At 52.9% G+C, this 12,914-nt stretch carries 13 protein-coding genes and 1 riboswitch; of the genes, 1 reads left to right on the top strand and 12 read right to left on the bottom strand.

Going from position 1 to position 12,914, the window contains the following annotated elements:
• The 12 genes from N0M98_RS11605 to N0M98_RS11550 all read right to left on the bottom strand — a co-directional run bounded on the left by N0M98_RS11605 (position 1) and on the right by N0M98_RS11550 (position 12,178).
• Positions 1-1,050: an ABC transporter substrate-binding protein gene (locus N0M98_RS11605; protein WP_249861564.1), complete on the bottom strand. Its 1,050-nt coding sequence runs from the start codon at positions 1,048-1,050 to the stop codon at positions 1-3.
• Positions 1,051-1,245: 195 nt separating this feature from the next.
• Positions 1,246-1,448, bottom strand: a riboswitch (cobalamin riboswitch).
• Between the two features lie 22 nt (positions 1,449-1,470).
• Entirely contained in the window at positions 1,471-2,004 is a 534-nt protein-coding gene (locus tag N0M98_RS11600; protein ID WP_259617948.1) for a hypothetical protein, read from the bottom strand.
• Positions 2,005-2,286: 282 nt separating this feature from the next.
• On the bottom strand, positions 2,287-2,553 hold the full coding sequence (locus N0M98_RS11595; RefSeq protein ID WP_249861562.1) for an aspartyl-phosphate phosphatase Spo0E family protein: 267 nt from the start codon (positions 2,551-2,553) through the stop codon (positions 2,287-2,289).
• 125 nt (positions 2,554-2,678) lie between these two features.
• Positions 2,679-3,884 (bottom strand): aminotransferase class I/II-fold pyridoxal phosphate-dependent enzyme, encoded by a 1,206-nt coding sequence (locus N0M98_RS11590; RefSeq protein ID WP_283942785.1) that lies wholly within the window; start codon positions 3,882-3,884, stop codon positions 2,679-2,681.
• A gap of 12 nt (positions 3,885-3,896) precedes the next feature.
• On the bottom strand, positions 3,897-4,388 hold the full coding sequence (locus tag N0M98_RS11585; protein WP_249861561.1) for an Lrp/AsnC family transcriptional regulator: 492 nt from the start codon (positions 4,386-4,388) through the stop codon (positions 3,897-3,899).
• 376 nt (positions 4,389-4,764) lie between these two features.
• Positions 4,765-5,046 carry a hypothetical protein gene (locus N0M98_RS11580; RefSeq protein WP_249861559.1) on the bottom strand — a complete coding sequence of 94 codons (282 nt, stop codon included), beginning with the start codon at positions 5,044-5,046 and terminating at the stop codon, positions 4,765-4,767.
• A 151-nt stretch (positions 5,047-5,197) separates the two neighbouring features.
• Positions 5,198-6,127 carry a cysteine synthase A gene (gene cysK, locus N0M98_RS11575; protein WP_249861558.1) on the bottom strand — a complete coding sequence of 310 codons (930 nt, stop codon included), beginning with the start codon at positions 6,125-6,127 and terminating at the stop codon, positions 5,198-5,200.
• Between the two features lie 138 nt (positions 6,128-6,265).
• Positions 6,266-7,591, bottom strand: coding sequence for an MFS transporter (locus N0M98_RS11570; RefSeq protein WP_259617947.1), 1,326 nt, complete (start codon positions 7,589-7,591; stop codon positions 6,266-6,268).
• Between the two features lie 133 nt (positions 7,592-7,724).
• Positions 7,725-8,237: a hypothetical protein gene (locus tag N0M98_RS11565; protein ID WP_249861556.1), complete on the bottom strand. Its 513-nt coding sequence runs from the start codon at positions 8,235-8,237 to the stop codon at positions 7,725-7,727.
• 200 nt (positions 8,238-8,437) lie between these two features.
• Complete coding sequence (locus N0M98_RS11560) at positions 8,438-8,857, bottom strand: DUF350 domain-containing protein (protein ID WP_249861555.1); 420 nt, start codon at positions 8,855-8,857, stop codon at positions 8,438-8,440.
• Positions 8,858-9,000: 143 nt separating this feature from the next.
• Complete coding sequence (locus N0M98_RS11555) at positions 9,001-9,678, bottom strand: PspA/IM30 family protein (RefSeq protein ID WP_249861554.1); 678 nt, start codon at positions 9,676-9,678, stop codon at positions 9,001-9,003.
• A gap of 133 nt (positions 9,679-9,811) precedes the next feature.
• Entirely contained in the window at positions 9,812-12,178 is a 2,367-nt protein-coding gene (locus N0M98_RS11550; protein ID WP_249861553.1) for an endonuclease MutS2, read from the bottom strand.
• 248 nt (positions 12,179-12,426) lie between these two features.
• Between N0M98_RS11550 and N0M98_RS11545 the strand changes: the two genes are divergently transcribed.
• On the top strand, positions 12,427-12,795 hold the full coding sequence (locus N0M98_RS11545) for a phage holin family protein (protein ID WP_249861552.1): 369 nt from the start codon (positions 12,427-12,429) through the stop codon (positions 12,793-12,795).
• The last annotated feature ends 119 nt before the right edge of the window (positions 12,796-12,914 follow it).

Here is a 12,914-nt window from a genome sequence, read left to right as displayed (position 1 = left end):
CTACTTCACCAATTCCGGATATATGCCTTTGGCTATCTCCACCAATCCCGCGGTAATGCGGGGACCCGGGCGGCTTGTCGTGTCCTTATCCACTCCGGCCAGCCGATTGTTTTTGATCGCATCCACTGAAGCCCAGCTGCTGCGCTCCTTAATAATTTGATCCAGCGATTTCTTCGAATTTTCGTCGATCAAATTTTTCGGGTACAGAATGACCTGCGGATTATCCGCTATGACCTTCTCCTCATTCAGCTGCGCATAACCGGTTATATCCGCGGAGACGTTGATGCCCCCGGCCAGCGTGATCAGCTCGTCGAGAAACTCGCCCTTGCCGACCGTCCAGCCCGGGGAAAACTCCATAAGCACCCGCTTCTTTTGCTCCGGCTTTAAGTCTTTGACCGCATCCGTTACTTTTTGGCGCTCGGCTTTCATCGAAGCGACCACTTTCTCCGCCTGCTCCTGCTTATCGAAAATTTGCCCGAACATCAAAATATTGTTCATCACATCGTCGATCGTCTTCGGTTCGACCTTGAACATATTGATATTTAGCCCGCGCAGCTGCTCCACGGCCGCCGTCTTGAGCGATACGCCGGAGAGCACAAGGTCGGCGTTGGCGGCGATCAGCGCCTCCTCGTTCGGCTTCACGATACTGCCCATTTTCGGCTTCTGCTTAGCCTCCTCGGGATAGTCGCAGAAGTCCGACACGCCGGCGATCTTGTCGCCCAGCCCAAGGGCAAACAGCGTTTCCGTCTCGCTCGGGGAAACGGAAACAATTTTGGAAGGCGCCTTTTCAAACGTAAACTCTTTGCCGGTCGCATCCTTGACCTTCAGCGGATAAACCGTCGCCTTCTTCTCCCCGCCCGCCGGAGCGGCGGTAGGAGCCGGCGATGCTTGCGTCCCTGACCCCGCCTTGGGAGGGTCGACGAGCTCGCCCTTAGCTGGTTGTTTCGCCTCGTTCGTTCCGCCGCAGCCGGCTGCGCCGAGCAGCAAAGCAAGTCCCAAAGCTGCCGCCAGCCAACGTTTCGATGATATGCGTTGTACGATTTTCTTCATTATCGGTGTTAGCTCCTCAAATTTATTTTCACGCGCTTACCGCGCGCTCGCTTCCTGCTTCCGTACAAGAAAAATCCCTCTGAGCTCCGGGGGCGGCCGGAGAAACCAGAGGGCTCACGATTGATCAAACGGCAATCAGGCTCTCCTGAAAGGCGAGAACCGTATGCGCTCGACACCCCTTTTTCCTCGAAAGGCCGGTCTTCCATCGAACAGGCAGGTTTCCTGACTTATGGGCATGATGGAGCGCCTCGCCTTCCCATTCTTGCATCCAAGAACAGTGGCATGCGGAGGCGCTTGCTCCCATATACAGTGGCGGGACCGTGCCGGACTTGCACCGGCTTCCCTTTTAACCTGCAAAGCTCTCGGCCTTGGCAGGCACCTGTTCGATACATACTATAAAGATGTTTATGCCTTAGATCCTTACTTCTCGGCAATCACTTTGATCACTTGCATCACTTTATCCTGATTCTTCGCATTGGCCGGCACGAAGGCGACCAAGTCTTTGCCATTCAATTTCTGCTCCGTGAACCATTTGGTTTTCTCTAGCGGAATGCCGTACAGATGCTTCTCGGTTTTTCCGCTTTCCTTGCCGTCCACCGGCAGGTCGAGCACGCCCTCCGGGTAGTCGTCGCCTTTGGCCGCATCGTCCAGACTGACGTATCCGCCCTGCTGCCCTATCGCCTTGAACTGCTCCATAGGAACAACAATGATCCCGTTGTCTCCGGCAGCAATTTCCACGATCAGCTTCTCCATCGAAAATATCGGAACCGTCTGCACGTTAACGGTCGGAGCTTGTCCGAGCTTCGCCTGCAGCGCAGTCTGCAGCTTATCTCCCACCTCCGTCGGAATCCCGTTGGCGCCCATCATAAAGATCGGCACATCCGACTTCGGTCCGCCGCCGCAGCCGGCCAGCACCAGCAGCAACAGCATGATTAGCATGAATTTTCCTCTCATGTTCCCTCTCCTTACAGTCATCATACGGTACGCCTCGCGCTTCTGCAGTTACTACCCTCCATCATATCATAAATGCCGACGGTCTATCAAAAAGACGAAGAACAAATCCCCCAAAAGTGACGTGATGCTCTGAAGCTTATTCCGTCCGCATCCAGCCTAGGCTGGATCGGCGTCTAACCCTTCCTCTGGGATCGTTCTATGGGTAGACTTTACTTTCGGGGGAGACCCCGGATTTCCACAGGATATGGCTGCGCTTCATTTCCTAAACAAAAAAGGAGCCGACTAACGGCCCCTCTTGCTACGGTTCATATATTCGTTAATTTTTTGATCTAACAGCATGCTGATCTCCACAACATTCGGTGAGGTCAAACTCTTCTCGGTCTGGACCAGCTGCTCCAATTTCAGACGCAGGTTATAAATCTCTTCTTCTAAAGAAGCGGTAGAAGAAGACTGTTTCTTTCTTCCAAAAATCCACTTCGGCTGCTGGTTATTCTCGCGAATCCAACCGATATTGATGTACTGTCTTAGCTGATATTCCGGAAAGGCCATTCTTCATCCCCCCTAACGCCTATCTCTAGATTCGGAAGTCTCATAAATGATCAACGATATGAAACTTCTATACTATTAAAGATACCAGTTTTTAGTTGGGATGGAAATGACTTTTTTTGTCGAATTTACAATTTTCGTATAAAATTCCCTATTCTGTCGATTGCTTCAAGCAGCTGATTGACCGAAGTCGCATAGGAGCAGCGTACAAAGCCTTCTCCGCCTAGGCCGAACACCTGTCCCGGCACCGCGGCAACCTTGGCTTCATAGAGCAAACGCTGCGCGAATTCCTCCGAGCTTAGGCCTGTAGACGCAACCGATGGGAAGGCGTAAAATGCTCCTTGCGGCTCATGGCATTCCAAGCCGATGTCTCTAAAGCCCTGCACCACAAGGCGGCGCCGCTGGTTATAGGACTCTACCATGCGATTTTTTTCTTCCATGCCGTTTTTCAAAGCTTCAAGCGCAGCCACCTGCCCCATCGCCGGCGCGCACATGACCGTATATTGATGGATTTTGAGCATGGCGGAAATCAGATCGCGATGTCCGCATGCATAGCCCATTCGCCAACCGGTCATCGCAAACGCCTTGGAAAAACCGCTGACCAAAATCGTGCGGTCCCGCATACCGGGAATCGAGGCGAAGCTGACATGTTTTTGCTCATACGTAAGCTCGGCGTAAATTTCGTCGGAAATGACGATCAGATCATGCTCTTCCACAATTTTGGCGATCGGCAGCCAGTCCTCATAGGTCATAATGCCGCCCGTCGGATTGCTTGGGTAACAAAGAATGAGCACTTTCGATTTCGGCGTAATGCTCGCTTTGAGCGCCTCCGGCGTCAGCTTAAAATTATCTTTGGCGAACGTCTCTATCCCGACCGGGATGCCGCCGCCGATCCGGGTAATCGGAGAGTATGAAATATAGCAAGGCTCGGGAACGAGCACCTCATCCCCCGGCACGACCAATGCGCGCAGAGCCAGATCGATCGCTTCGCTGCCGCCGACCGTTACCAATATTTCATCGGCCGGATCGTACGGAACTTGGAACGAATCGTACAAGTACTCGCCGATCGCTTCGCGAAGCTCCGGCATGCCGGCGTTCGGCGTATACTTCGTATTGCCGCGCTCAAGGGAATAGACGCATGCTTCGCGCACATGCCAAGGCGTGCAAAAATCCGGCTCGCCTACGCCGAGCGAAATAATATCTTTACTTGCGCTTACCAGATCAAAAAATTTGCGGATGCCCGAAGGAGGTATCTCTCTTACAAGAGGGGCCAAATAGCCCGACATCGATTTGGAGGAAGCTCCTTGATCCTGCCCTTGTTGTTGTTTGATCATCGCTTATCACCTTCACGGAGAGATTAACATACGGCGATCGTCTTCATGGTCTTCAAAAGTGATGCCGTCCTGCTTGTATTTCTTAAGTATGAAATGCGTTTTGGTCGAAAGCACGCGGTCGATCGGCGATAGTTTATTCGAAACGAAAGAGGCGACTTCCTTCAACGTTTTCCCTTCAATTTCCACGAGAAGATCGTAAGCTCCGGACATTAAGTAGACGGATTTCACTTCTGGATATAAGTAAATGCGCTCCGCAATCGCATCGAATCCGCGGCCGCGCTCCGGCGTAATCTGCACTTCGATCAAAGCGGTCACTTTCTCGTTATCCACCTTCGCCCAATTGACGATAGGCGCATATTTGATAATGACATGCGAATCCTCCAGCTGTTTGATCGCTTCCGTCACTTCCGCTTCGGAGGAACCGAGCATCGTCGCTATAAGCGCCGGAGTCCTTCTCGCATCTTCCTTAAGCAGCTCAATAATTCGTACCTTAAACTGTTCCATCGGTGGTTAACCCTCCTAAGAGTTTTGCCTTTGGCAAAACTGTCTTCGTAAGCATAAGCTTTGTTTTGCCTTTGGCAAAACTGTCTTCGTAAGCATAAGCTTTGTTTTGCCTTTGGCAAAACTGTCATCGTAAGCATGAGCTTTAAGTTTTGCTGTAGCAAAACTATCTTCGTAAGCATAAGCTTTGTTTTGCCGTAGCAAAACTTGTCTTTTCAAGCGCCGCTTACACAATCAATTTATTATTTCATATTACACCCAATGGCAGACTTTTTGCAAAATAAAATTAAGGGTGCTCGGCAAGCAGGAACAAAAAAAAGCCTGCGAGAACCGCTTCAAGTTCCCAGGCTTTCCGTCATATGATGAATGATTAACACCGTTACAGCCGATGCATCGATAACAGTTTGCGCATATAAGTTTCGATATCGCGGCTTTGATAATCCTGCAGCACCGTAATTTGATATTCGCCGCAGGTCCCCGATTCGTCCGTTACCCTGCCAAGCCCGACAAGCCGTCCCTGATCGTATGCGGCGACGACATAGCGGCTTTGGCAGTACGTTTCATACAATAAACCGGCATTCATGCCGTCCTCCGTGACAGTGGCCAACAGCTCCTCAAATTGTCCTTGTGCAGGAGGTTCATTTTCCAATGCAATAATCACACCAATCACCTTCCCACTGAATTCTTGTTACTTATAATTATACATGTATTTGTATTTTTATTCAACCTATTTTCGCTCACGCTCGTCTTCTAAGAAAAAAAGCATCCCTCGTAAGAGAGATGCCTTATGGCCGCAAGCGGAAACGAAGCGATTACGAAAAAATCCCCATGCTCAGATAACGCTCCCCCGTATCCGGAGCAATGCACAGCACGCGCTTGCCCTTGCCGAGCTTCTTGGCTACCTGCAGCGCCGTCCATACCGAAGCGCCGGAGGAAGGGCCTACAAGAATGCCTTCCATTTTCCCGAGCTCCCGCGTCGTTCTAATCGCATCCTCATCGGCTACCTGGATGATTTCATCGTATACGCCCGTGTTGAGAATTTCCGGAATGAAACCGGGGCTTGTCCCGACCAGCTTGTGCGGGCCCGGCTTGCCTCCCGACAAAACGGGCGAACCCTTCGGCTCCACTACGTAGATTTGAATGCCGGGCAGCTTCTCGCGCAGCACCTCGCCGGTGCCGGTAATCGTCCCTCCCGTGCCCGAGGTCGCCACGAACGCGTCGAGCTTGCCTTCCATTTGCTCGATAATTTCGAGCGCCGTCGTCGTCCGGTGAATGTCCGGGTTCGCTTTATTCTCAAACTGCTGAGGGATGAAGCTGTCCGGAATTTCATTTCTCATCTCCAGCGCTCTGCGGATCGCTCCCGGCATCCGTTCTTCTGCAGGGGTCAGCTCGACATGCGCCCCGTAAGCTTTCAATATGTTAATGCGTTCTTTGGTCATATTGTCCGGCATCACGAGAATTGCCTTGTAGCCTTTGGCCGCGGCATTCATCGCCAGTCCGATGCCCGTATTGCCGCTGGTCGGCTCGATAATCGTCGAGCCCGGCTTCAGCAGCCCGTCCTTCTCCGCTTGCAGGATCAAGTTATACGCCGCGCGATCCTTGACGCTGCCGCTCGGGTTGAAATATTCGAGCTTTACGTATACATCGGCGTCGTTTTCCCCTGTCATTCTGCCGAGCCGGACCGCCGGCGTCTCCCCAATCAATTCCGTAATGCTGCTTACCATCAGACGATTGTTCTTCATCCTCTTCTGCCGCTCCCTTCCGCGCCGTGTGCAGTACCGACACCTTTGGCCGCACACTTATCGTCCTTAATTGTAACGGCATGGCTCGTTTTGTCAAGGCGGGCGGTTCCCGATCTTCGCTCCTCATGAGCCTGAGCGTCAAGCTCCTCCGGCTGCTTTAGCCTGCTTGGCGGACGCGACTTTGCGCATAAAAAACCATGCTGCCAGCGGCGTGCTGCCGATGCCGAGCAGCAGCCAATTCATCGCCTGCGGCGCCGAGGTGAAAGCGACGACAACGATAAACACCGCCGTCCCCGATATGCGTCCGACGTTCAGCGCCAGCTCCCTCATGACGATGTACTCCTCGCGATGCTGCACGCTGTCGGCATTGCCGCCGATCAAATCGAATACCGACGACGTCATCGGAATCGAGTACAGCGGGAAGAACAGCCCTACGCCTATTCCGAATATAAGCAGCGTCATGAAATTAACCTTCCAGAAAAAAGGGACAATAACCAGCACTATCATAACGGCTCCGATCAGCATAGCGGCTTTGCGGTATCGCGGCTTCAGCAGCCGTCCGGCGATCATGAAGCTGACCAAGGAAACGGCGGAGGTCACCAGCGAGAAATTGCCCAGCTTCATCTCGTTTCCCGTGTGCACGTAGACGAGCAGCGCAATCATGAAGCCGAAGACGCCTTCGCGAAAGCCTTGAGCGATCAGCCCGAGCGAAACCGTGCGCCACATCGTTTCCTTTTGCCTCAAACAGCGGACGGTCAGCATCCATTCGTAATTCCCTTCGGATTTTCTTTTTTTTAGAAAAAAGCTAAAAATAACCCCAATCACAAATACGATCAGCGAGATCGTAAAAATAACGCGGTACCCGTTCGTCTGCTTCAAGTGAACGATCAGAAAACCGGATATCCATGGAGCGATCATCCCCGCCCCCGAACCGAGCAGCCCCGCCCAGCCGTTAAAGCGGTCCCGGTTGCCGGGATCGGTTACTTCAAAATAAACTACGTTGAAGGCAAGCCAGAAAAATCCCGCCGACATGCCCTGAATGACGCCCAGAAGCACATAATAGTTCACCGCCGAGGCGCCGAACCACAACACAAGCAAATAAAACAGCGCCGACACGGCGACCCCCGCCCTCAGGCAGTTCATTTTGTTATGCTCCTTCACCCATTTGCCGGCAAGCCAAAAGGTCAGCGCCATCGCCACATGATTAATCAGCGTGAACCAGCCGATGAGGGAGAAGTCCTGCTTCGCTTTCCATAAATAGACGTTCACAAACGTACCCGACAAGGCGTTAGCCGCCGCAACGAGTCCTTGAACCGTCAGCAGGAGCCGGGATTGTCCCAGAAGACGGCCTTCTTGCTTGCCGCCGTCCCGCGGCTTGCCACATTCTCCTCCGTAGTGCCAGCTCGGCCGTTCCTCTTTGCTTCTCAGCCATTTCTGCGGAAAATTCTTGATTCCCGATTGCATAAGTACTCACCTGTTATGTAGGATGTTGACGTCCTTGTTAAGCTTCCCCTTAGCTTGAAAATCATGAGGGAATGCAAAAAAAGGAAATTCCGCCTACTTTGCGAAATTCCCTTTTTCTCATTGCCGCATATCGTTATTCATCCATGCCGTGCCGCTTCAAAAGCTCGATCATGGCCATACGATCGGCCTCGGATAGCACATGCTCGACCTTGAAGCAGGACGGGCAGACGAATACCTGGGTGCCGTATCCCGCCTGCAGCAGCGGCTGCCCCAGGCCCGGCGCAGCGTTCGGAGCATAATCGGAAGCCGCTTTACGGCTTCCCGCCAGCAGCATGTAGCTGTGGCAGGTCGGGCACTCCGGCGTAACCTCCTGATGATCGAGCACCCGCTGGACGCCTTCCTCGTATTCGTTCATTCCGTCAAAATCCTCATATTCTTCTTCAAAGCCCTCGAATCCCTCGTCTTCGCCTTCGTCATCCTCTTCCGCTTCTTCGTCTAAATCCTCGTCTTCAACAGTCAAGTTGATGCTGCGGTAATCTCCGAGCTCGTTAAAGCAATGCGGACAAGTTTCCTCCGGTCCGATTTCGGGGTCCCACACAATCTCGGTTTGACACCAAGGGCACACTTGGTCATGCGATTGCGTCACCTTACATTCCTCCGCTTCGGATCTCTAGTAGCACGGCGTTTTTTATGTGCGGTTTACGGCCGCTATTCACCATGTATCTAGCCATGTTTAATAAAATAATAAGTGCCCCAGGCGAAAAACACAAGCGCCAAGGCAAGCAAACTGCCCCATAAATATTTCATAGCAAGCCTCCCGATTCATTACCGCAAACGCTGCATTTTTTAAATGACGCAGGCGCCGATGACATAAGAAATGGATACGGAAATAACCATCGATAAAAAGCCTACGGCTTTGTTATCCCGGGCAATTTGCTCGTCGATTTTGAAATACGGAGTCAAAAATTCAAAAATAAAATACGCCGCCAGCAGCAGTATGAATCCGTATCCCGCCCAAATCAGCGAATGCAGCACGGAATCGTTATTCAAAATCGCAAAGCGGAACAAATTGCAAATTCCGAATATTTTGCCTCCCGTCGCCATTGCGACCGATAAATTGCCGTTCTTGATCTCTTCCCAATCCTTATACTTGGTCACCGCTTCGAATATCGCCAGAAACACGATCAATGCTACAATAGCTACCGAGAAAAAAGCAAGCGTTTCAATATAAGGATTACCTAATAAAATATCCACCTTGTCGTTCATTCATCGACACCTCCCATTGCATGTAAGGCCTTTCAAGTTACGGCAGGGGGAAAACGCCCCGTCGATAGCTGCCGTTAACACCGGAAGAGACTGTGGCTTAGCGCCGCAGTCTCTCGGGGTTCCATTTGCAGTTATTGCGAAATTTAAGATTGCTTCTTCGCCGCCAGTTTGGCTCTCAGCGCAGCCAGCTCGTCGTCGACGCCGTCGTTTTTGCCAAGCTGATCCAGCTCGTCGTCCAAGCTGCGGCTCTTGGAACGAAGCTCGTTGCTGGCTTCCGCTTCCGCCTCCATTTGCAGCACTTTCTCGGACATCCTGTCGAAGCCTTTGGCCGCGTTATCCGAACCGAAGCCGGACATCGCCTGATTGATCTGTTTTTGTGCTTTAGCCGCTTCGGCGCGAGCGATAAGCAGATCCTTTTTATTCTTCAGCTTGGTGAACTCGTCTTTCATTTCCGACAGCTGATCGCGGAGGCGGTCTGCATTGCCTTTGGCAACGTCGTACTGCTTCTTCATCTCATCGTAACGAGTTTGATGCTCTTTCTTATCCTGAAGGGCGCGGCGCGCCAAGTCTTCGTTGCCTTGCTCCAACGCTTTGAGCGCCTGATCCTCGCGCTTTTGCACCATCTCTTGCGCTTCTTCGTACTGCTGCTTGAATTTTTTCTCGACGGCGATCTGTTTGGCTACCGCCACTTCCGCCTCGTTAATATCCTCTTCCATATCGCGCAGGAACTGATTCAGCATTTTAACCGGATCTTCCGCTTTGTCGAGCAAATCGTTGATCGAAGCCATCGTCAGGTCGCGCAGCCTTTTAAAGATTCCCATACTAAATTCCTCCCATGAATCGTTCGTTTTATTTTGACAAGCTTTGCTATCGGATTACAGTAACATCGATGTTTACACTTATACATACGGAGCAACCCTCTCGAGAGTTTCATTCCGCATGAAAAAAAATTTGTCATTTCAGTTCGGCGACGGTCACCCCGGTACCGCCCTCATTGTAATTGCCGATGCGATAGCTTTTGACATGCTTATGTTTGCGCAAAAATTCCTGAATCCCCGTGCGCAGCACTCCGGTACCTTTGCCATGAATAATGTAAACCTGCCCGAAATTGGCAAGATACGATTCGTCCAGAAAACGGTCGACTTCGATAAGCGAGTCCTCCAAATTCGACCCGCGCAGGTCGAGTTCCATCCGGGCGTTGTCGTCGCGCGTCCGCTTCAGGCTGGCTGCCGCTTGCTGCGGCTTCTTGACTTCGGTCGCAGCCGCCTTGACCAGCTCCAGAGCGTTTAGCTGCACCTTCATCTTCATGATGCCGAGCTGTACCGTAGCCTCCGAATCGCTCACGATCTCTACAATGTGGCCTTTTTGCCCGAGATTGGTCACGAGCACCTCGTCGCCGGCGCCGAGCTTCTCCGGCTTCTTCTTGGCCGGCTGGCCGCCGAGCTTCTTCTTGCGCAGCTCCGGCACCGCTTCGTTCAGCCTTCGCTTCGCATTGCTCAGGTGATGGTCCTTCACCTCGCCGGCTTCGCGCTGCATCCGCCGCAGATCGGCGATAACCTCGTCCGCCTCGCGCCGCGCCTTGGCGACCGCTTCCTGCGCTTCGCGTTCGGCCTTCTCGAACAGCTTGTCGCGCTGCTCCTCGAATTTTTGCTGCTGCGCGGCAAGGTTCTTGCGCAAGCTTTCGACCTCGCGGCGCAGCTGTTCCGCCGTCTGCCGTTCCGCTTCGGCGGTCAGACGGTTTTCCTCCAGCGTCGCAATCATCGATTCGACGCGCTGATCCTCCTCACCCACCTGCCCGCGGGCGTGATCGATAATCGACTTGGCGAGCCCGAGGCGCTCGGCGATGGCAAAGGCGTTGCTTCGCCCCGGTACGCCGACCAGCAGCCGGTAGGTCGGGCTGAGCGTCTGCACGTCGAACTCCATGCTGGCGTTAATGATGCCTTGGCGGTCGAAAGCGTAAGCCTTCAGCTCGCTGTAATGCGTAGTCGCCACGATGCGGCAGCCCATCTTATGAATGTACTCCAGCAGCGAAATCGCAAGCGCGGAGCCCTCGGCCGGGTCGGTGCCGGCGCCCAGCTCGTCGAGAAGCACCAGACTCTTCGGCGTCATTTCGCGGAGAATGCGGATGATGTTGGTCATATGGCTGGAGAACGTACTGAGGCTTTGCTCAATGCTCTGCTCATCCCCGATATCTGCATAGATCGCGTCGAATACGCATAGCTGGCTTCCTTCCTCCGCGGGAACGAATAACCCCGACATCGCCATCAGGGACAACAGGCCGATCGTTTTTAGCGATACCGTTTTGCCCCCCGTATTCGGCCCCGTTACGATAATCGTCGTATACCGGTTGCCGAGCTCGATATCCAGCGGCACGACCGAATCGGCCGGAATGAGCGGGTGGCGTCCGCGCTTGATTTTAATAAAGCCGCGATCGTTCAATATCGGCAGCGTCGCTTTCATTTCGTGAGCGAGTCCCGCTTTGGCGAAGGTAAAATCAAGCTCCGTCAAGGCGTCGATATTGCCGAGCAGCAAGTCGGCCACCTCCGCTACGAGTGCGGTCAGCATGCGCAATATTTTCTCAATTTCGGCCTCTTCCTTCAGCTTCAGCTCGCGCACGCGGTTATTCAGCTGCACAACCGCCTCCGGCTCGATGAACAAGGTCGCCCCGGAAGCGGACTGATCGTGAATCATGCCGCCGAAATGGCCGCGGTATTCTTGTTTGACCGGGATGACATAACGATCGTTGCGGATCGTTACGAGGTTTTCCTGAAGCATCTTCTGGATCGACGGCGTGCGCACCATCTGCTCCAGCCTGTCGCGGGCGCGGGTTTCGCTCGTTCTCAGCTCCTGGCGGATGCGCGCCAGCTCTGGGCTCGCCGAGTCGACCACCTGGGCGTTATCGTCAATGCACAGCCTGATTTTATCCTCGGTCGGCTTCAGTTCTTCAATCTGCTCCGTCAGCATAATTAAGGAAGGAATGGAATAATCCTCATGCACATCGTGCAAAAAACGTTTCAGTCGCCTTCCGCCGTGAATGGTCCCCGCTACGTCGAAAAGCTCGCCCGGATTCAGCATCCCCCCGATTCGCGCGCGATGCACCGCCGTCTTGATGTCGCGAATGCCGCCGAAAGGGGCGCCGCCCTTAAGCCGGTTTACGTTGACCGCTTCGTCCGTCGCCTTGAGTCTTTGTTTCACTTCCTCAAAATCTCCGCTCGGCTCAAGCCGCTCGACGCGTTCTTTGCCGAGGCCGGTCGCCGCATGATGGGCGCATTTATATAAAATGGAGGCATAATCCAATGTTTTCAATATTTTGCTGTTCAATTTACTATCCTACCTTTCGTTTCCGTTACAAACCACATCCATTATATTATATCCGAAGCCCCGGGGATAAGCTAATTTTCGGTTATATCCGTTTTGCCCCAAGCCTAAAATATGGCTCACATAATCCCGCCGGCGGAAGCCATACTATGATGTGCACCGAGTTAAACCCGTTGACAGGCCGCATCGTAAGTATGTAGCAAAAAGCTTAAAACGCATGGAATCGCCATTCCAAAGGGAGGTATCAGCCGATGCATTTGCTTGGACATATCGTCAGGTTTATCGTATCCGCTTTGGTACTGATGTTTGTCAGCTTTATTGTGCCGGCCTTCAAAGTCGGCGGTTTCTGGAGCGCCTTCTTCCTGGCTCTGGTCATTGCGCTCGTCGCTTGGATTATCGAAGGAATCTTCGGCAAGAAGATTACTCCGTTCGGGCGGGGCATCGTAGGATTTCTTACGAGCGCGGTCATTATCTGGCTCGCCCAATTCGTGGTAAGCGGCGTCTCGACAAGCTTTATCGGTGCGATCCTGGCAGCCCTTGTCATCGGGATTATCGACTTGTTCATACCGGTCAAAACGCCGTTTGAACAAGGTATTAGCGGCCGCGAGAACAAGCGTTGACCGCAGCTTCCGCCAGTAAGCGGCAAGCCGGGAAAATCAGTCTGCGGAATTTCCGTACGGCTGATTTTTTTTGAAGCATAACGGCTGCATCGGCTGTGAAAGCAGTCACTTTTCCTAGA

The organism is Paenibacillus doosanensis (genome assembly GCF_025060755.1).
GTDB classification, from domain to species: Bacteria; Bacillota; Bacilli; order Paenibacillales; family NBRC-103111; genus Paenibacillus_S; species Paenibacillus_S doosanensis.
The sequence above is the reverse complement of the archived record's forward strand: the minus strand, read 5'-3'. Positions and strand labels throughout refer to the sequence as shown.

Excerpts from the sequence above, each read along its gene's own strand:
- N0M98_RS11560 (WP_249861555.1), bottom strand. The coding sequence starts at position 8,857 with ATGAACGACAAGGTGGATATTTTATTAGGTAATCCTTATATTGAAACG.
- N0M98_RS11590 (WP_283942785.1), bottom strand. The coding sequence starts at position 3,884 with ATGATCAAACAACAACAAGGGCAGGATCAAGGAGCTTCCTCCAAATCG.
- N0M98_RS11605 (WP_249861564.1), bottom strand. The coding sequence starts at position 1,050 with ATGAAGAAAATCGTACAACGCATATCATCGAAACGTTGGCTGGCGGCA.
- N0M98_RS11555 (WP_249861554.1), bottom strand. The coding sequence starts at position 9,678 with ATGGGAATCTTTAAAAGGCTGCGCGACCTGACGATGGCTTCGATCAAC.
- N0M98_RS11545 (WP_249861552.1), top strand. The coding sequence starts at position 12,427 with ATGCATTTGCTTGGACATATCGTCAGGTTTATCGTATCCGCTTTGGTA.
- N0M98_RS11595 (WP_249861562.1), bottom strand. The coding sequence starts at position 2,553 with ATGGCCTTTCCGGAATATCAGCTAAGACAGTACATCAATATCGGTTGG.
- N0M98_RS11570 (WP_259617947.1), bottom strand. The coding sequence starts at position 7,591 with ATGCAATCGGGAATCAAGAATTTTCCGCAGAAATGGCTGAGAAGCAAA.
- cysK (WP_249861558.1), bottom strand. The coding sequence starts at position 6,127 with ATGAAGAACAATCGTCTGATGGTAAGCAGCATTACGGAATTGATTGGG.
- N0M98_RS11585 (WP_249861561.1), bottom strand. The coding sequence starts at position 4,388 with ATGGAACAGTTTAAGGTACGAATTATTGAGCTGCTTAAGGAAGATGCG.
- N0M98_RS11600 (WP_259617948.1), bottom strand. The coding sequence starts at position 2,004 with ATGAGAGGAAAATTCATGCTAATCATGCTGTTGCTGCTGGTGCTGGCC.